We start from the raw sequence: 19,133 nt of genomic DNA on the forward strand, positions 1-19,133 counted from the left end.
CGTTGCGTTGTGCTCCGTGGCAGCGGATGCGTACTTTATAGATCGACCTCCGATCGCGCAACCCTTTTTTGAAAAAGATTTCACATTTGTGTCACATGCCTTTAGGCAGGCATTCAATTCCAGAGTGCCCACACTCTGTGACCGATGTCCTGCAGTGCCCCATAAGGCGGTAACCAGGGTGCCATTGATAGCATCACGACGCCCATCAACAGTGCCGTCTGCGGCGTACCATAATCGTAGAGCTTGAAGGCAGTACCAAAGGAGCGTTTTAAACGGCGCCCTTCGAGATCGATGCTGTATATCTCATCCAGTAATAGATGAATGAGTACGCCAATCAACATGGCGCCGGCGAAAAACCAGGACTGTGTAGCCGTTTGTATAAAGAGGTGATAGCTCACGACGGCAACAGCCAGTGCCGACAGCATGGCCGCCAGCAGAGAGTGCCAGATTCCCCGATGCACTGAGAAGCGTTTGAAAAGAGTACTGAGGGGATAACGCACAAGGAGATAGGCGCCGATACCCACGCCGCTAAGCTCTACCAGGGATAGAAAGGGCTGCAGGGCCGAGACACAGCCAATCACCGCAAGCATTGCCATCAGCGTGAAGAGTAGACGCACGGAGCGGGACTGGTCGGCATCAATGTCCGGAACAATGCCGCCAAGCGCAACCAGCCCTGCTACCGGAAAGCCATCAACAAACGGCCACAGCCCTGCCTGCCAGCCCAGTCCGCCCACGAGAGCACCGCCGGCGGCAGCAACAGTAAAGTGTGTCTTGAAATTGGCCATAATATAACTACTGGATATAAAAACATATTATGGCGCAATTTCTTCAGTGACAACAATGCTCTAGCGCTAGACGAGAACAATGCTACTCATGTGATTGAGCCAGAAACTCGTCCTTGAGGGACACGTAGTTGGCGGCAGAATACTCAAAGAAGCGATATTCGGATTCCTTGAGCGGGCGCAGCTGGCGCACCGGATTGCCACCATAGACATAGCCGCTTTCAAGATGCTTGCCGGGGGGCACGACGGCGCCTGCCGCTACCAGCACCTCGCTTTCAACGACCGCGCCATCCAGTACCGTGGCTCCCATGCCAATCAATACCTTCGAGGCGATGGTGCAACCATGCAAGATGGCGCGGTGCCCCACGGTCACATCATCACCGATGGTCAGCGGGTAACCGCCGGGGCTATAGTCGCTGGCGTGGGTAATATGGAGTACCGAACCATCCTGAACACTTGTCCGGGCGCCAATGCGGATACGATGCATGTCGCCACGGATCACGGCCGTGGGCCAGACCGAGGTATCATCTCCCAGCGTGACATCTCCCAGCACCACAGCCGTCTCATCGATGAAGACGCGCTCACCCAGTGATGGCGAATTTCCCCTGAAGCTTCGAATGCTCATGCTTGTATCCTCGCCTTGTTAAAACCCCATATGGATGACAGCCCCTGTAGATTGCATCAGGCAACAAGGCTGCCCCTGCCCTTATTTCAGAACATGGCACCCACCAATACCAGTGTCAGCAGTGGAATGGCGATCCAGCGCGTGACCTGACGCCAGATAACAAAGAAGCGTTCATTGCTGCTCAGCGCCTGTACTGCGCGCGGCGCATCCATGACCCAGACGGCGAAAAAGGCAATCAGTAACCCGCCGACAGGCAACAGGATATCGGTAGGTATGGTGGTGGCCAGATCAAAGAAGGTCATGCCACCGATCGGCTGTACATCCGAAAGCCAAGAAAACGACAGCGCCGAAGGCAGCCCTACCAGCCAGACACCGCTGCCAATCAAAAGCGCTGATGTGACACGACGAAGCCCGGCGGAGTGCAACATGGCCACCATTGGCTCGGCAAGATTGATGGAGGACGTCCAGGTCGCAATCAACAGCAGAATAAAGAAACTGCCCAACCACAGGGCACCACCGGGCAACTGCGAAAAGGCCACTGGCAGGGTTACAAACATGAGCCCCGGGCCGGAGGCCGGGTCCATGCCCTGAGAAAAGACAATCGAGAAGATGGCAATGCCTGCCAGCAGCGCTACCAGAATATCCAGCAGTGCCACGGTGACCACGGCACGGGGTACGCTCTGTCCTTCCGGCATATAGGCACCGTAGGCCATCAGGGCGCCAGCCCCCACAGCCAGGGTAAAGAAGGCATGTCCCATGGCATTGAGCACTACCATGAAGGTGATGGCCTGAGGGTCGGGCCAGAAAAGCCAGCGCAGCGCTGTCCCAAAGCCTGTTGTAGTCGCGGCATAACCGACCAGCACGACAAGCAGTAGATACAAAAGCGGCATCAGAAGGTTGTTGAGTCGCTCCAGCCCGCTACCCACGCCAAAGGCCACCACGCTCATCGTCAAAACCATGAACAGGGTTTGATTGATGATGACCCGCCCCGGGCTTGCCAGAAAGGCATCAAAGGCGGCGCCAATCTCCTGAGGAGAGCGGGACGCGAAATCGCCGCTGAACGCATCGACCAGATATTCCAGCGACCAGCCCGATACGACCGCATAGAAGGAGAGAATCAAAAAAAGCGTGATTCCGCCCAGAAGCCCCAGAAGTCGCCAGTGCCGGCTACCACCTGCCTCCTGGGCCAGAAAGGCCAATGCCTGCATGGGTGTACGACGCCCCGCCCGTCCAATCAGGATTTCAGCCACCATGACCGGCAATCCCAGCAGCAGCACAAAGGCCACATACAACAGAAGAAAGACCGACCCTCCGTTTTCACCGACCATCCAGGGAAAGCGCCAGATATTGCCCAGACCCACTGCCGCACCCGTCACTGCTATAATGAACGCACGGCGCGACCCCCAGCGCTCTACCACTTCGGACATGTCCTGCATCCCTTCTACCGCGCCATGATGCGCACTGAATCAATTCACAATGCCGGCCGCCTGCATTGAAACCGGCGTCCGACACCCTCATTGTCAACAGTATATCTTTCGCCAACCGCGAGGTCGCTTCATGTCTACCAACCCCCTGCTTGAATCCCATGCCCTGCCCCCTTTCGAGGCCATCACACCGGAGATCATCGAACCGGCCATGGACGAGCTGCTCTCGCGCAACAAGGCGGCCATCGAAAGGCTGGTCGAGGAAGGCAGCTATACCTGGCAGGGGCTGGCAGCACCGCTTGAAGCCATCAATGACCAGCTCTCCCAGGCCTGGTCGCCGGTATCGCATCTCAACGCCACCATGAACTCCCAGGCACTTCGCGAGGCCTATCAGGCGTGCCTGCCGAAACTCTCGGCCTATGGCACCTGGCTGGGTCAGCATGAAGGGCTTTTCAAGGCGTTCCAGACGCTGGCAGAAAGTGAAGAGTACGACCGCCTGGATGAAGGGCAGCGCAAATCAATCGACAACACCCTGCGCGACTTCCGTCTGGCCGGTGTCGATCTGCCCTTTGAGAAAAAGGCCAGGTTTGGCGAGATTCAGGCTAGGCTGTCAACGCTTTCCAATACCTTTTCCAATAACGTGCTGGACGCCACCCAGGCCTGGCACCTGGATGTTGCGCGCGAGCGTCTGGATGGTCTTCCCGAGAGTGCACTGGAGACCCTGGCAGCCAATGCCGAGGCCAAGGGTGTCGAGGGATATCGCATTACGCTCGACTTCCCGAGCTTTTTCCCGATCATGAGTTATGCCCAGGATCGTGCCCTGCGCGAAGAGGTCTATACCGCCTTCGTCACCCGTGCCTCCGATCAGGGCCCCAATGCCGGCGAGTTTGACAACTCGGACGTCATGGCCGAAATCGTATCGCTGCGCCAGGAGATTGCCTCACTGGCAGGCTTTGCATCCTATGCCGACTACTCGATGGCGACCAAGATGGCCGAGAGCCCGGACCAGGTCCTCGATTTTCTCAATGATCTGGCCAGCCGCGCCGTGCCGCAGGCAAAGGAAGAGTTTGAAACGCTCAGCGCCTACGCCCGTGATGAACTGGGGATCGACAGCCTGGCGCCCTGGGATACCGGCTACGCCAGCGAGAAGCTGCGTGAAGCACGCTACGCCATTTCACAGGAAGAACTTCGTCCCTACTTTCCGGCTCCCGGGGCCGTCGACGGGCTGTTCAGGGTTATCGGCAAGCTCTTTAACGTCAGCTTTCGTGAGAACACTCAGGCGCCGCGCTGGCACAGCGACGTGCGCTTTTTCGATATTCTTGAAGATGACCATGTCATCGCCGGGTTCTATCTCGACCTTTACGCGCGTGAAGGCAAGCGCGGCGGCGCGTGGATGGATGAATGCCGTGTCAGACGCGCTCGCGGGGATGGTGACATTCAGCTGCCGGTCGCCTACCTGACCTGCAATTTCACCCGCCCGGTAGGTGATCGTCCGGCCCTTCTGACCCATGATGAAGTCCTGACTTTGTTCCATGAGTTCGGACATGGCCTGCATCACATGCTGACCCGCCAGAACGTGGCCGACATTTCCGGCATCAACGGCGTGGCGTGGGACGCCGTCGAGCTGCCCAGCCAGTTCATGGAAAACTACTGCTGGGTACGTGAAGGTCTTGACCTGATTGCCTCGCATGTCGATACCGGAGAATCCCTGCCGGACGATCTGCTCGAGCGTCTACAGGCGGCCCGCAACTTCCAGTCGGCCATGACCATGGTGCGTCAGCTTGAATTCTCGCTGTTTGATCTACGCCTGCACCGTGAGTATCAGACACCGAAGGCAGAGGATATCCAGTCCCTGCTCGATAGCGTTCGTCAGCAGGTCTCGGTGGTGCCCAGAGTCGAGTTCAACCGCTTCCAGCATGGCTTCAGCCATATCTTCGCTGGCGGCTATGCAGCCGGCTACTACAGCTACAAGTGGGCCGAAGTCCTCTCATCGGATGCCTGGTCTGCCTTTGAAGATGCCGGCGTCTTCGATCAGGACACCGGCATGCGCTTTCGCACTACCATTCTGGAACAGGGCGGCGCCCGGGATGCAGCAGTACTGTTTCAGGAGTTTCGTGGGCGCGAGCCCAGCATCGAACCGCTGCTGCGCCATAGCGGTATTCTTCAAACCGCCTGATCGCTTGTGACACGACCGGCAGCCCTGCGCTGCCGGTCAGGAGATCCAATGAACCAGTCAACGCCCAAACGTTTTATCGCCGGGGCAGTCTGCCCGCGCTGTAGCGCCATGGATCGTATCCGCAGCTGGGAAAGCAATGGCACCCGCTACCGGGAGTGTGTCAGCTGTGATTTCTTCGAACAGTTGCCCATGACCGAACAGGCGCCTGCAGCACTGGATACTCGTGTCTCCAAAAGCCAGCCGAACGCGGAAAGCGATGATTTTCAGCCCGTCAGGATTATCGATCCGGGCAAGCGCTAGATAACCCTGTGCCATGGCAGTATCAAAAGGACCCTGCCGGATAACGGCAGGGTCCTTTCATGACCAGCAATGCTGATATATCGGCTCAGCGGCCTTCAATGACGCCGCAGGCCCAGCGAGCGCCGCCGCCGCCCAGATGCGGGGTATCGCTGTAGTTATCGCCGCCTTCATGAATGATGACGGCATGCCCGGCAAGGTCACTTTCCTTCAGGCGAGGTGCCAGTACCGGTGTCTTGATGTTGCCATCATTGTCCGCGACCAGCAGCGGCATGTCCCCCAGATGACTGTCTTTGACATACGGGCCGCTGTGCGTGTCCGTTTCGTCCGGATCAAAATGGCCGCCGGCAGCGCCGGCCGGTGTCACTTCACCATCTTCGGTGGAAGGATCACAGCTGGGGTTGGCATGCAGATGGAAGCCATGCATGCCAAACCCTGGCAGACCGGAGATATCCGGGGTCGCCAGAAGACCGTAATCGGTATCCTCAAAGGTCACCGTGCCCACGGAATCACTGACGCCTTCGTCCGTTGCCTTGTGCAGCTCTACAGTGGTATCGGCCATGGCCAGAGGCGTCATTGCCAGCAATGCTGATGCCAGAAAAAGTCTTTTCATTGGAAGTCCTCTTGAGTCAGCCCATTAACGATTGGCGTATCAACAAGACTAGTTCGCTCCAGAGCATGCGACCAATCAGCGACAAGCCTTCTCAAGCGAGAGATCAGTCACGATTTTCGTGCAGGTCTCTGCCTGGTTGAGCGTGTAGAAATGCAGACCCGGCGCCCCCTGCTCCAGCAGCTGCTGACAAAGGCGTGTCACCACCTCATGCCCAAAGGCCTGAATGCTCTCACTGTCATCGCCATAGGCTTCAAGCTGTCGACGCACCCAGCGCGGAATCTCGGCACCACACATTTCGGAAAAGCGGGCAAGCTTGGTGTAGTTGGTGATCGGCATGATGCCCGGCACGATCGGTATATCCACACCGCGCGCCCGGACCCTGTCCACAAAATGATGATAGGCGTCCGGATTGAAGAAATACTGCGTGATGGCCATGTCAGCGCCGGCGCGTACCTTGTCGGCAAAATGATCGATATCACGCTCAAGGTTTTGCGCCTGCGGATGACACTCGGGATAAGCCGCCACGGTCAGATCAAAATGATCACCCGTTTCTTCACGAATGAAGTCAACCAGATCGCGGGCATAGCGCATTTCCCCAATCCCCAGCATGCCCGAGGGCATGTCACCTCGCAGGGCAACAATGCGCTTGATGCCATGCTCACGGTATTGCGTCAAAAGCTTGCGGATATCGTCCTTGTCGCTGGCCACACAGGAAAGATGCGGCGCCGTGCAGATACCGGTATCGCGTGACATGCTTTTAACCGCATCAAAGGTGAAATCACGCGTGGTACCCCCGGCACCAAAGGTCACCGAGAAAAAGCGCGGCTTGAGTTCGGCCAGCCGTGTATAGACTTCCGGCAGCCGATCACGACCGGCCTCGGTACGCGGCGGAAAGAACTCGAAGCTGAGTTCGGCTGAGCGCAATTCACTCATGAGTCTGAACATCCTTTTGATAAGTCACGCCGCTGATTGACTGACAGACGTGTGTACGGCCCCGGACTGCCTGTTTCCGCCATCGGTCAGGCCTTGATTGATGGCATGTATTGTGACGACGCCAACGTATCAGGCCAAATGAAAGATTCGGGGGTACTTATCAAGCAGAATTCATGTCAGACAGAATCCTGATCAAGCTTATGGACGCTGGAGGACCAGGGGGGCAGGGGGGCAGGGGGGCAGGGGGGCAGGGGGGCAGGGGGGCAGGGGGGCAGGGCATATCTGCCCTCAAAAGGTAGACAACAATGGCGGAAAAGCGTGGGAGTCGAACCCACCAGGGACTGCTGGCAGCCCCTCTCGGGTTTGAAGCCCGAGCGCCCCACCGGGGAACGAAGCCTTTCCGGAACCAGACGATTTCAGCAGGTGCTAAAACGTGCCCGCATGATAGCGTAATTAATGCCACATGTCGGCCCGACGCACGACATGATCATCGCGCACCCGCCGTGTATAGCCGATTCGATCAAAAAATTCGAGGATCAGAACCGCCAGCTTGCGGCCGATGCCCAGCCGGTCGCGAAAACTGGCGACATGAGCAGCGCCCTGCTGCGCCTCAAGCTGTCGGATCATGTCGGCCATGTCATGGACTGATCGAGCCAGGAAAAAATGATCCCGACGCACATGATAAACACGCCCAAGCCGGGCTGCCAGGGACAATACATGCCGCACCTGCGCTTCTTCAATGTTTTCCAGCCCGGCCAGATCACGCACCCGTGGCGGATCAAAGGGTGCTGCAGTCAGGTATGGCTGAACACGTTGCCATATCCTTTCATCCTCTTCCGACAGGGCGGCCTGATGTTCCGGTAGTGACAGAAAGGGACCATGCTGCTTTAGCATGCCCGCCGTCATCAGCGGCTGCAGGATCTGGCGAAACAGGGCACTGGGCAGGCCCGGCATGACCTGACGGCGTAGACGTTCACGCTCGGTACCCAGCATGGCCGGCTCACGCTCATGGTTGTCGGTGACCACCTTGAGGATACGCTCCCGGAGCGCTTCCAGCGCCTGCGGCGAGAAGGCACGCATGTCCTGACCTGCACTGATGACCCGGGCGCCCAGCACCTCGAACTCCCGGGCCAGCGAGGCGGGCGTGCGATTGAAGTTGCGTGCCAGACCATAAATATCCGGTCCATCCTGACGCAGCATCAGCGCCACCCTGAGCGGCTCGTCCAGCGACATCCCGGTACTGCTCATGGTCGCCTGCCGACAGCTTTGCAACCATTGAAGTCGCGCCGGGGAGCGCTGACCGCGTCGGGGTGGTGTGCCATCGAGCACAATGGCACCACCGATGGTACGGCGCGCACCGTGATCCCGAACGATCACCCGATCCCCCATACAGGCATGCAGCGGTGTTTCCAGAATCATCTGGGCCAGCATGCGCTCCCCGGGCAGCAGCTGCTGGCCTTCCAGCAGGGAAATACGCCCGATGACATGCGACGCGCCCAGATGCAGATGCACCCCGGACCAGTGGTTCAGTGGCGGGGCATCCTCCAGAAGCTCCAGCGCAATATCCACACGCGTTAACGCCGGTGTGGGCAGCGCCTGGGCCACTACCCAGTCACCGCGCTGAACGGTTTCCCGATCAATACCGGGACCTGCCAGGTTCAGTGCCAGCCGATCGCCCTGACGGGCACGTTCCGCCACCCGACCCTGACGACGAAGCCCCCTGACGCGAGCCTCATGATCGGAGGGAAATAATCTGACGCTGTCACCCACGGCAATCTCGCCGGCCACTACCGTGCCCGTGACCACAAGCCCCGACCCGGTCTTGGTAAAGGCGCGATCCACTGCCATGCGAAAATTGCCCTGTGCCACCTCGGCATCGCTGGCCTGTGCGCGTCGCCAGAGCTCTTCCTTCAGGGCTGCAATGCCCTCGCCGGTGCGACTGGACACCTCAAAGATACGCGAGTCTGCCAGCGGTGAGTCTGCCAGTAGCGCCTGAATCTGCTCATGCACTTCGACAAGCCGCTGGCGCTCAACCAGATCACATTTGGTCAGTGCAACCACGCCGCGATCAATGCCCAGAAGACGCAGTATCTGCATGTGCTCACGGGTTTGCGGCATGACGCCATCATCAGCGGCCACGACCAGCAGCATGGTATCGATGCCCGCCACACCCGAGAGCATGTTATGGATAAATCGTTCGTGACCGGGGACATCAATAAATCCCAGCTCGAAATCGTCAGCCATTTCCGGGTAGGCGTAGCCTGCCTCAATGGTCAGGCCGCGTTCCTGCTCCTCACGCAGTCGATCCGTGCTGATACCGGTCAGCGAGTGGATCAGGGCTGTCTTGCCATGATCTACATGGCCTGCCGTTCCTACGATCATGGTGTGTTTTCCTGATTCAGCGAAAGGTGGCAAAGCTGCTCCGTGAAAGCGCTCTCCTCGAGCTCGCCCTGAAGACAGCGCAGATCAAGCCATAATGCGCCATCATGCAGTCGGCCAATGACAGGCCGCGGCAGTTGCCTGAAAGCGGCTTCGAGCTGGCGTAAAGACCGCTCACCGAGGCGGCGCTCCTGAGCGGTCGAGGCAATGACGAGCGCACGACTGGACAACCGATCCACCGGCAACGCGCCACTGCCCAGCTGACTCCTGCACGCAGCAATACTGACCTGCATATGGGGAAGACACTCGGCAACGGCAGGCAGCAGGCGTTCTGCCGTAGCTGCGATATCGGCTTCACCGCGCGTCAACAGGGCCAGCGTCGGGATATCGCGCGCAATCTCATCACTGTCCCGATAAAGCTGCAGGGTTGCTTCCAGCGCGCTCATGATCAGCTTGTCGACACGTAGCGCACGCTTGAGCGGATGGCGGCGAATACGGTCGATATACTCTCGGCTGCCCACAATCAGACCACACTGAGGGCCTCCGAGCAGCTTGTCGCCACTAAAGGTCACCACATCGGCCCCGGCATCGATACTCTGTCGAGGCTGAGCTTCATCGGGTAGCCCCAGCGCGGCCATGTCGGTGAGGGCACCACTGCCCAGATCCACAATGAAGGGGACGCCGCGGGCATGTGCGACACGCGCCAGCTCGTTTTCCGGCACCGAGGCTGTAAATCCCTCAACGGCGTAGTTGGAGGTATGTGCCTTGAAAATCAGGCCTGTAGCATCATTCATGGCCTGTTCGAAATCACGCGTATGCGTGCGGTTGGTCGTACCGACCTCGCGCAGATAACAACCGGAAGTATGCATGATGTCGGGCAGACGAAATGAACCACCGATCTCGATCAGCTCACCACGCGAAATCACGGCTTCGCGACCGGCTCCCAGCGCCGACAGTGTCAGTACCACGGCCGCAGCATTGTTGTTGACCACGGTCGCAGCTTCAGCGCCGGTCAGTTCACACAAAAGCGATTCGACGACCTGATCACGATCCCCACGACGCCCACTGTCGATATCATACTCCAGCGCCAGCGAATGGCTGGCGGCCCGCGTCATGGCCTCGATGGCGGATTCCGCCAGCGGCGCCCGGCCCAGATTGGTATGGATAACGGTACCAGTCAGGTTGAAAACGCTGGGCGCGCGGGAAGCTGCCATTGATCGGGCTCTGGCAAGGGCCTGTGTGGCCAGCTGGTCATGATCAAAGGGTACCGAATCCGCCCGGGACAGGCGTTCACGCTCGCCGGCAAGCAGCTCGCGCACGGCACGCCTTTTAAGACGATGGCTGACCTGCGAACGCACCATCATCTGATGGGACAGCAGTACATCCACTGCCGGCAGGTAACGTCGCGGGTCACACATCGAAAACTCCTTTCATGGCGAGAGCGCGTTCATACATGAAACGCGTTTCATCTTGTAATACATGCATGGCCATCAATCCAGCAGCCATGCAGGGCAACCGGCAGTGACAGGCATGAATCGGACCATACGGTACACGATCATTCAAGCCGGTCATCATCCCTTAAAAAAGTATTGAAACAAGTACCCGGCAGCGTTCGCAGAGAATGTTTTCGTATAACAACATAAAAAAAACGCGCTCATGTTGAGCGCGTTTAAAAGCAGACAGCAGCATCAGCCAGTGATGAGCCAGGGGTTATAACTGCTGCGTCCAATATCGCGCTCACCTGCGATCATGATATCCAGCCCCAGACTTGCCAGGTCATCAGCCAGTGCATCGGCATCCACCTCGGTATCAAGATGAACGATCTTCACATAGCTATGGCAGTCGCCACAGGTTTCAGCTCTTACCGGAAGTGGGCGCTTGCCGTCTTCGCCTTCAAGACTGACGTAATCCAGCTTGCCGGTTTCAAAGCAGGTCGTGCAGCGCGCCCGCTCCATGTACCACTCGGCGGCGCAGATCGAACACTGCATATAACGCACGCGTGAACGCTCGCGACCTACCTGAATCAGGCTGGCCACCGGCAGGGAGCCACAGCAGGGACATACGGTCTGCGCGACACCTTCTGCCCGCTTTGGAGGACGCGGCAGGACAGAGCACTGACGCAGCCAGGCCACCTGCAACGCGGCGGCAACCAGAGGCATGAAAGCGCGCGTGTCCTCTGTACCGTTGCCCGCATTGAGGACTTCGGCTGCCATGTCCTGACGTGCAGTAACATCGAGGGCGCGCAGCTGACGAATCAGCTGCTGCTGCGCCTGTCCTACATTCAGCTCAAGCGCGTCACAAAGCGCGTTCAGATCTTCCTGCCAGTCCAGATCATGTTGCAGCGTCTGCGCCATGAGCGGGGGCATGCCGTGTTCCAGTGCCAGCTCAAAGGCCTCGGCGTCCGGCGCAAAGGTGCTGACCTGCTTTTGCAATACCTGGTGCTGGGCCTGTGCCAGACGGGCGGCAAAACCGAGAAAATCGGCCATTGAGCGCATGCGTCTGGATAGATCGCGCAGGCGCCGCGCCCGCTGGCTGAAAAGACGTCGTTCGGGCAACACCACGGCGGGGGGTTCAACGACCCCGCCGGGGGTTACACCATAATCATGTTCAGCCTGATGTTCGGCCGTCATTGCGAGCTCCGTGGTGAGGTGGTGCATCAAGCTCCTGGGCGCTCTCTCCTCCCGCACGCTGCGAAGGCTTTTCCATTTCCTGTTCGTACCAGAGCGGATGATGGTGCTTCGCCCAGGCATGCGTGACGCGACCGCGGGTCATGGCCTTGATCGAGCCCTTGACCCAGATAGCGGCATACACATGCACAATAATGGTCGCAATACCGATGAATGCGGCCAGTGCATGCACAAGGCTTGCCACGCGAATCAGCGGAATGGGGAAGAATCCGGCAAACCAGGGCCGCCACATGATCACACCCGTGATCAACAGCACCGGAATACACAGGATCAACGCCCAATACACCAGCTTCTGGCCCGGGTTGTACTTGCCAATCGGCGGCAGTTTTTCATCCCGGTTATTGAGCACATCGCCCATCTGGCGCATCCACTGCACATCGTTTTTCATCAGCAGATTATATTTGAGCTGTCGCACTGCAATGATGACGAACAGCACAAACAGCACCACGCCGATAAAGGGGTGCAGCACGCGCGACCAGACCGGCCCGCCCAGCGTATTGCTCAAAAAGAAAAACGGTGGATGAAAGAAGGCAAGTCCTGACAGCGTCAGCAGGATAAAGGCGCCTGCCATTGCCCAGTGATTGGCCCGGGTGCCCGGGCCGTAACGCAGCATGGTCTTTTGTTTCTTGAAGTTCATGACCGATGCTCCTCTTCACGTGAGACACGATGATGGTCATCGCCTTCGCCGAAGACTTCCTCATCCGTAGGCTCTTCCTTCGGGCCCTTGGTAATGTAGTGGAAGAAACCGGCAAACGCCGTGATCCCCAGAATGGCGGACATGATGGGCTTGGTAATACCCTTCCAGGCACCGACGACCGGCGAAATACGCGGGTCCTTCGGCAAGCCATGATAGAGCCCGGGCTCGTCGTTGTGGTGCAGCACGTACATGACGTGTGTACCGCCAACACCTGCCGGATCATAGATACCGGCCTTTTCGTAGCCGCGTTCTTTCAGGTCATTCACACGCTTGTCAGCGCGCGCCAGCATGTCCTTCTTGCTGCCAAACTCGATGCAGTTGGTCGGACAGGCCTTGACGCAGGCCGGCTCCAGACCATTGGTCACGCGATCAGAGCACAGGGTGCACTTGTAGGACTTGCTGTCCTTTTCCGAAATACGCGGAATGTTGAACGGACAGCCTGTAATACAGTAGCCGCAGCCAATGCAGTTATTGGAATCGAAGTCGACGATACCATTGGCATACTGCACGATCGCACCGGGCGCCGGGCAGGCCTTGAGACAGCCCGGCTCGGCGCAGTGCATGCAGCCATCCTTGCGAATCAGCCAAGAGAGTTCCTTCTCCTTGCTGACGTCCGCACCGCCCACGGCATCCGTTTCCACTTCGCTAAAGCGCATTACCGTCCATGACTCGGCGGTCAGGTCCATGGGGTTGTCATACACCCCATGGCACTCGCCTACCTCATCACGCAGATCATTCCACTCCATGCAGGCGACCTGGCAGGCCTTGCAACCGATGCACTTGGAGACATCGATCAGCTTGGCTACTTCCACCACGTTGTCACGTACATGAGGTGCCGGCAGTGTCGTCGCGGAACGGGCAACGATATTTTGTGAGTTGATCATATGCCCTCCCTTATGCCTTCTCGACCTTGACGATGAATGACTTGTATTCCGGGGTCTGGGTATTGGCATCACCCACGACAGGCGTCAGGGCATTGATCAGATAGCCCTTTTTCGCCACGCCGGTGAAGCCCCAGTGAATCGGAATACCCACGTGATGCACGTCACGATCCCCGATACGCAGCGGCTGCATGCGCTTGGTCACCATTGCCACGGCCTTGATGGAACCGCGGTTGGAGGAGACACGCACCCAGTCACCTGCTACCACGCCAACCTCTTCAGCCAGCTGATGGCTGATTTCCACGAACTGCTCCGGCTGCACCACCGCATTAAGACGGGCGTGCTTGGTCCAGAAGTGGAAATGCTCGGTCAGACGATAGGTCGTTGCCGCATGCGGGAACTCCTCCCAACTGCCCAGTGCCTCGCGATCCTTCTCATATATCCGGCCTGCCGGGTTGTTTTTCGCCAGCGGGTTGTTCGGATGCAGCGGATTGTTCGGAATCGGCGATTCGAACGGCTCGTAATGCTCCGGGAACGGACCTTCTACCATGCTCTGCCCGGCGAAGAAGTGCCCAACGCCTTCTGGCTGCATGATGAAGGGGCCCTGGCCCAGCGCAGGATCAGAGGTGACCGGGAAGTCCGGAATATCGGCACCGACCCAGCGACCCTGCTCGCTGCTCCACCAGACAAACGCCTTCTCCTTGCCCCAGGGACGACCCTGCGGATCGGCACTGGCACGGTTGTACAGCAGGCGCCGGTTGGCAGGCCATGCCCACGCCCAGCCCAGCGTATTACCGGTGCCATACGGGTCGGAGTTGTCACGACGCGCCATCTGATTACCGTCCTGCGTCCACGAACCGGCAAAAATCCAGCAACCGGAAGCGGTACGCCCATCGGCTGTCATTTCGGAAAAGCCCGACAGCAGTTCACCGGCACGACGAATCACGTTGCCGTTATCATCGGTCAGATCGACCAGTGCACGACCGTTGTATTCCTGGGCAATCTCTTCCGAGGAAGGTGCTTCAGGAATATCGTAGTCCCAGTCCACATTCAGGATCGGATCGGGGAAAGCGCCGCCTTCCTGTCGGTACAGATCACGAATGCGGATGAAAAGCTCACCCATGATGCGCGTATCCGGACGCGACTCGCCAGGGCCCTGCGCCGCTGCCCAGTGCCACTGCAGCCAGCGGGCACTGTTGGTGATCGAGCCATCATCCTCGGCAAAGCAGGTGGTTGGCAGACGAATGACTTCGGTCTGGATCTGCGAAGAATCCACATCGTTGTATTCGCCGTAGTTCTTCCAGAACTCGCTGGTTTCGGTATTCAGCGGGTCCATGACCACCAGATACTTCAGCCTGGAAAGGCCTTCCGTAATCTTTTGACGGTTGGGGAATGACGCCAGCGGATTGAACCCCTGACAGAAATAACCGGTGATTTCGCCCTTGTGCATGCGCTCGAAGGTATCAAGCACATCATAGAGCGGCTTTGAAAGCTTGGGCAGCCAGTCAAAGCACCAGTTGTTTTCCTGCGTGGCGGCATCACCAAACCAGGATTTCATCAGGCTGACGTGGAATTTCTCGTAGTTTTTCCAGTACGAGACCTCGCCTTCCAGAATCGGCTGCTTGGCACGCTTTTTAATGTATTCGCCATAGTCCTGCTCACTGGCATTGGCCAGTGACATGTAACCCGGCAACAGCTGGGAGAGCAGACCCAGATCCGTCAAACCCTGGATATTGGAGTGGCCGCGCAGCGCATTGATGCCGCCCCCTGGCATGCCCATGTTACCCAGCAGCAGCTGCACCATGGCCGCAGTACGAATGATCTGCGAACCGATCGAGTGCTGCGTCCAGCCCAGCGCGTAGAGAATCGTCATGGTCTGGTGCGGCACGGCCATCTTGCCGATTTCCGACCAGATATGTTCGATGTGCTCACGAGGCATGCCACAGATGCTCGACACCGTATCGATGTCATAGCGGCTGTAGTGCTCGCGCATCAGCTGATAAACGCACCTGGGGTGCTGAAGTGACATGTCACGCCTGGCGTAACCGTCATCACCCAGCTCATACATCCAGGACGACTTGTCGTCGTAGGAGCGCTTTTCAGGGTTATAGCCGGTGAAGATACCGTCTTCGAAACCATAGTCTTCACGCACCAGAAGCGAGGCATCGGTGTAGTGAAGCACGTACTCACGCTGGATCTGATTGGTCGTGATCAGATAATGAATCAGACCGCCCAGGAACGTGATATCGGTTCCGGTACGAATAAAGGCCTTGTAATCGGCGACCGCACAGGTACGCGTATAGCGCGGATCTATGCAGATCAGCTTGGCCTTGTTGTGCTCAAGCGCTTCGGTAACCCAGCGAAAGCCCACGGGGTGAGCCTCGGCAGAGTTGCCGCCCATCGAAAGAATCAGATTGGCATTGCGGATGTCGACCCAGTGATTGGTCATGGCACCGCGACCGAATGAAGGGGCAAGACCTGCCACCGTCGGTCCGTGTCAGACGCGCGCCTGGTTGTCGAACGCTACCATGCCAAGGTTACGCACCACCTTGTGGGTGATATAACCGGCTTCGTTGGAAGCACCGGACGCGGCCAGAAAACCGGTCGTGGTCCAGTGATTGACCGTCTTGCCGGTTTCGTCACGCTCAACGAAGTTGGCATCGCGGTCATCCTTGATGTAGCGCGCGATCTTGTTAAGCGCCTCATCCCAGCTGACGCGCTTCCACTCGCTGGAGCCCGGCGCACGTACCTGCGGATACTCCAGGCGCGTTTCGCTGCGCACGAAATCCACCAGCCCCGAGCCCTTCGGACACAGCGAGCCGCGAGAAACCGGATGGTCCGGGTCGCCCTCGATGTGGAAGACTTCCTGGCGCGTGTTCTTGGAACCATCGCCATGGCTATAGATCAGAACACCGCAGCCGACCGAGCAGTACGTGCAGTTGTTGCGGGTTTCCTTGGCATGCGTCAGCTTGAAATGACGCACGGACGCTTCAGCCGACTCCGGGGCAAACCCCATCATCGCCATGCTGGAAGACGCCACACCTGCGGCCCCCAGCTTGAAGAACTGTCTTCGGGTTACATTAACCGTCATGGGTCAATCTCCTCATCGCCTGCCGGATTACCAGCTGTCAGGGCGGGCAGGCGTCATGCTTGAACATCGGCCAGCGGCACGATGTGGCCAGTCACTGTTTATCGGCATGACCTCACCGATTATTAATGGTTTCCATGATTGGAATAGTTTTTATCTGGTACTACAAAGAAGGGAGTCAGGCATTGAAGGCGTCAGCCTCCTGCCTGGTGCAAAATGTCGCATAGGATAATTTTCCAGCACATTCTACGTTCTGTCATCATCGGGTTTCAAAAGTAAACGGCACAATTTTTTGATGCCTTTCAAAACCCGATATAATTCAAATCGTTACGCGGCTAACAAAACAGCGCCGGCATTAATGTTTTTTTAATCCGCAGTGGATTTGGTTTCCTCATCAGCCAGCCAGTCCTCGGCCTCGGTCTTTTCACGCTGACCGGAAGGGGGTCTGGGATCATCCACCAGCGTCTTGTTCTCCCAGTCCACCAGCCGCAGCCGGCCGTCAAATTCCTCAACCAGCGCCGTGCAGTTTTCTACCCAGTCGCCATCATTGCAGTAGACGAAGCCTTCACACTCACCAAAAAACGGAATGTGGATATGGCCGCCGATATAGCCATCCACGTTTTCACGGCGCACGCGCGCCAGTGCCGATTGCCGAAAGGCATCGGCAAAGTGCTTGACGTTGCCTGAGCGGCGCTTGAGCGCGGCCGACAGCGACCAGTACGGACGCCCCATCCTGCGACGCACCTGCACCGTCCAGCGATTGGTACGGCGCATGGTATGCAGTGCCATCTCACCTACTACCAGCTTCCAGCGCGGCGCCTTGAAGTGGCCATCAAACTCGTCACCGTGGCTGACCAGCAGCCGCCGGCCATCTTTTGTGACGTGTACGGCGTCGCGGCGAACTTCGATGCTGCGAAAGGTCTCGCCACAGAAGGTACGAAAGGCGGCATCGTGATTGCCGGGAATGTAGATCACCTCACAGCCGGTACGCGCTAGGCGCAGGATATGGCGTACCAGCCGCTGCTGATGGACATCCAGTACCGATATGGCCCGGCGCTTCATGGCAATCAGGTCAAAGACATCGCCAACCAGATACAACCGTTCGGGGCGCACCAGCCGCATCAGATTAAGCAGCAGCTGTGCCTGGGCATCGGGCGTGCCCAGATGAAGATCGGACACAAACAGGGTGCGTGCATTGGGCCTTCGGGCCATCGGATCCTCCCGGACAGTCTCGACAACGCATTCCTGCGTCACATTAAACACCTTCAATGACAGCCAATTATCGACATAACATTGAAATCCGTCGAATCCTCAACCATGGAGTTCAACAGGAACAACTACACTCATTATGCACCTACCCTATCGCCACTATCGAAGGAGAACACTGATGTCTGCTCCCAACGAGAAGGTCTTTATCAGCCCCGCCCGTTACGTTCAGGGTGCCGATACACTTTCCCGCGCCGGTCACTATGTGTCACAGCTGGGTCAGAAGGCACTGGTCATCGCTGATGACTTCGTCTGGAAAATGGCCGGCGAGACGTTGAGTGACAGTCTCAAGGGCAGCGATATCAGCTTTGAACGGGCCATCTTTGAAGGTGAATCCTCCACTGGCGAAATCGATCGACTGGTCACACAGGGTGAGAAATACAAGGCAGATGTGATCATCGGCTTTGGCGGTGGTAAAACCCTGGACACCGCCAAGGGCGTGGCCGACAGGCTCAATGCCGCCTGCGCCGTGTTGCCAACGACGGCCTCAACGGATGCGCCGACCAGTGCACTGTCCGTCATCTACAGTGACGATGGCGAGTTCGAGTCCTACCGTTTCTACGACAAGAACCCCAACCTCGTGCTGGTCGACACCGCCATTATCGTCAAGGCGCCTCCCCGCTTTCTGGCCTCCGGCATTGCTGATGCACTCGCCACCTGGGTCGAGGCGCGCGCCGCCATTCGCGCCTGTGCCACCAACATGGCCGGCGGTCAGGCCACCATTCTGGGTCAGACCATTGGCGAGAAGTGTGAAGAAGTGCTCTTCGATCATGCCCTGCTCGCCTGGCAGGCCAACCAGGCCCAGATCGTGACACCCTCGTTTGAAGCCGTGGTCGAGGCCAATACACTCCTGAGCGGGCTGGGCTTTGAGAGCGGCGGGCTGGCGGGCGCGCATGCCATCCATAACGGTTTCACCGCCCTGCACGGCGAGATTCACGAGCTGACCCATGGCGAAAAGGTGGCCTACGGCACCATGGCCCAGCTGATTCTGGATCAAACCCCGCAGGCCGAACTGGAAGAATATCTTGATCTCTATCTGGCCCTGGGTCTGCCGATGACGCTGGAAGCGCTCAAGCTCAAGGAAGTCAGCGATGAGGATCTTTATCGCGTGGCCGAGGCAGCACTCAAGGAAGGCGAATCGATCCACAATCTGGCCTATACGCTCACGCCGGACCAGGTCGTCTACGCCATCAAGGCGGTAGATGTGCATGCGCGGGCCTATATGGAAAAGCTCGGCTGGGAGTAATCCTTACCCTTGCAGAAAGGGCCGCCCGGCGGCCCTTTT

16 protein-coding genes and 1 tRNA gene are annotated in these 19,133 nt (G+C 58.2%); 3 read left to right on the forward strand and 14 right to left on the reverse strand.

The features are described from left to right. Positions 1-113: 113 nt before the first annotated feature. From IE123_RS05480 to IE123_RS05490, 3 genes are all read right to left on the reverse strand, one after another. Positions 114-785 (reverse strand): metal-dependent hydrolase, encoded by a 672-nt coding sequence (locus IE123_RS05480; protein WP_189515968.1) that lies wholly within the window; start codon positions 783-785, stop codon positions 114-116. A gap of 82 nt (positions 786-867) precedes the next feature. Then, entirely contained in the window at positions 868-1,407 is a 540-nt protein-coding gene (locus tag IE123_RS05485; RefSeq protein WP_189515970.1) for a gamma carbonic anhydrase family protein, read from the reverse strand. An 86-nt stretch (positions 1,408-1,493) separates the two neighbouring features. Next, positions 1,494-2,834, reverse strand: a complete 1,341-nt coding sequence (locus IE123_RS05490) for a sodium-dependent transporter (RefSeq protein WP_189515972.1) — start codon at positions 2,832-2,834, stop codon at positions 1,494-1,496. 130 nt (positions 2,835-2,964) lie between these two features. Between IE123_RS05490 and prlC the strand changes: the two genes are divergently transcribed. Together prlC and IE123_RS05500 are read left to right on the forward strand one after the other, a co-directional pair. After that, a complete protein-coding gene (gene prlC, locus IE123_RS05495; protein WP_189515974.1) occupies positions 2,965-5,007 on the forward strand; it encodes an oligopeptidase A in 2,043 nt (680 codons plus the stop codon). 48 nt (positions 5,008-5,055) lie between these two features. Continuing rightward, positions 5,056-5,307: a YheV family putative zinc ribbon protein gene (locus IE123_RS05500; RefSeq protein ID WP_189515975.1), complete on the forward strand. Its 252-nt coding sequence runs from the start codon at positions 5,056-5,058 to the stop codon at positions 5,305-5,307. An 85-nt stretch (positions 5,308-5,392) separates the two neighbouring features. Here the strand turns inward: IE123_RS05500 and sodC are convergent, their stop codons facing one another. The 11 genes from sodC to IE123_RS05550 all read right to left on the reverse strand — a co-directional run bounded on the left by sodC (position 5,393) and on the right by IE123_RS05550 (position 17,794). Then, entirely contained in the window at positions 5,393-5,917 is a 525-nt protein-coding gene (sodC, locus tag IE123_RS05505) for a superoxide dismutase family protein (protein ID WP_189515976.1), read from the reverse strand. A gap of 75 nt (positions 5,918-5,992) precedes the next feature. Beyond that, complete coding sequence (gene metF / locus IE123_RS05510) at positions 5,993-6,850, reverse strand: methylenetetrahydrofolate reductase [NAD(P)H] (RefSeq protein WP_189515977.1); 858 nt, start codon at positions 6,848-6,850, stop codon at positions 5,993-5,995. A 306-nt stretch (positions 6,851-7,156) separates the two neighbouring features. Continuing rightward, positions 7,157-7,252 (reverse strand) — tRNA-Sec (locus IE123_RS05515). Positions 7,253-7,303: 51 nt separating this feature from the next. Continuing rightward, positions 7,304-9,232: a selenocysteine-specific translation elongation factor gene (selB, locus tag IE123_RS05520; protein ID WP_189515978.1), complete on the reverse strand. Its 1,929-nt coding sequence runs from the start codon at positions 9,230-9,232 to the stop codon at positions 7,304-7,306. Further along, entirely contained in the window at positions 9,229-10,647 is a 1,419-nt protein-coding gene (selA, locus tag IE123_RS05525; protein ID WP_189515979.1) for an L-seryl-tRNA(Sec) selenium transferase, read from the reverse strand. Before selA ends, selB begins: the two co-directional genes overlap by 4 nt. A gap of 270 nt (positions 10,648-10,917) precedes the next feature. Next, positions 10,918-11,859, reverse strand: a complete 942-nt coding sequence (gene fdhE / locus IE123_RS05530; RefSeq protein WP_189515981.1) for a formate dehydrogenase accessory protein FdhE — start codon at positions 11,857-11,859, stop codon at positions 10,918-10,920. Continuing rightward, a complete protein-coding gene (locus IE123_RS05535) occupies positions 11,837-12,553 on the reverse strand; it encodes a formate dehydrogenase subunit gamma (protein ID WP_189515983.1) in 717 nt (238 codons plus the stop codon). The genes fdhE and IE123_RS05535 overlap by 23 nt, the downstream gene beginning before the upstream one ends. Next, on the reverse strand, positions 12,550-13,497 hold the full coding sequence (gene fdxH / locus IE123_RS05540) for a formate dehydrogenase subunit beta (protein ID WP_189515985.1): 948 nt from the start codon (positions 13,495-13,497) through the stop codon (positions 12,550-12,552). Before fdxH ends, IE123_RS05535 begins: the two co-directional genes overlap by 4 nt. A 10-nt stretch (positions 13,498-13,507) precedes the next feature. After that, entirely contained in the window at positions 13,508-15,979 is a 2,472-nt protein-coding gene (gene fdnG, locus IE123_RS05545) for a formate dehydrogenase-N subunit alpha (protein WP_505735882.1), read from the reverse strand. A 12-nt stretch (positions 15,980-15,991) separates the two neighbouring features. Continuing rightward, positions 15,992-16,585, reverse strand: a complete 594-nt coding sequence (locus IE123_RS16370; RefSeq protein ID WP_229819625.1) for a molybdopterin-binding domain-containing protein — start codon at positions 16,583-16,585, stop codon at positions 15,992-15,994. A 363-nt stretch (positions 16,586-16,948) separates the two neighbouring features. Further along, positions 16,949-17,794, reverse strand: coding sequence for a UDP-2,3-diacylglucosamine diphosphatase (locus IE123_RS05550; RefSeq protein ID WP_189515989.1), 846 nt, complete (start codon positions 17,792-17,794; stop codon positions 16,949-16,951). A gap of 175 nt (positions 17,795-17,969) precedes the next feature. Here IE123_RS05550 and IE123_RS05555 point away from each other — a divergent pair, with 175 nt between their 5' ends. Next, complete coding sequence (locus tag IE123_RS05555; protein ID WP_189515991.1) at positions 17,970-19,094, forward strand: glycerol dehydrogenase; 1,125 nt, start codon at positions 17,970-17,972, stop codon at positions 19,092-19,094. Positions 19,095-19,133 lie beyond the last annotated feature (39 nt).

The sequence above is a fragment of the Kushneria pakistanensis genome, assembly GCF_014652795.1.
Taxonomy (GTDB): Bacteria; Pseudomonadota; Gammaproteobacteria; order Pseudomonadales; family Halomonadaceae; genus Kushneria; species Kushneria pakistanensis.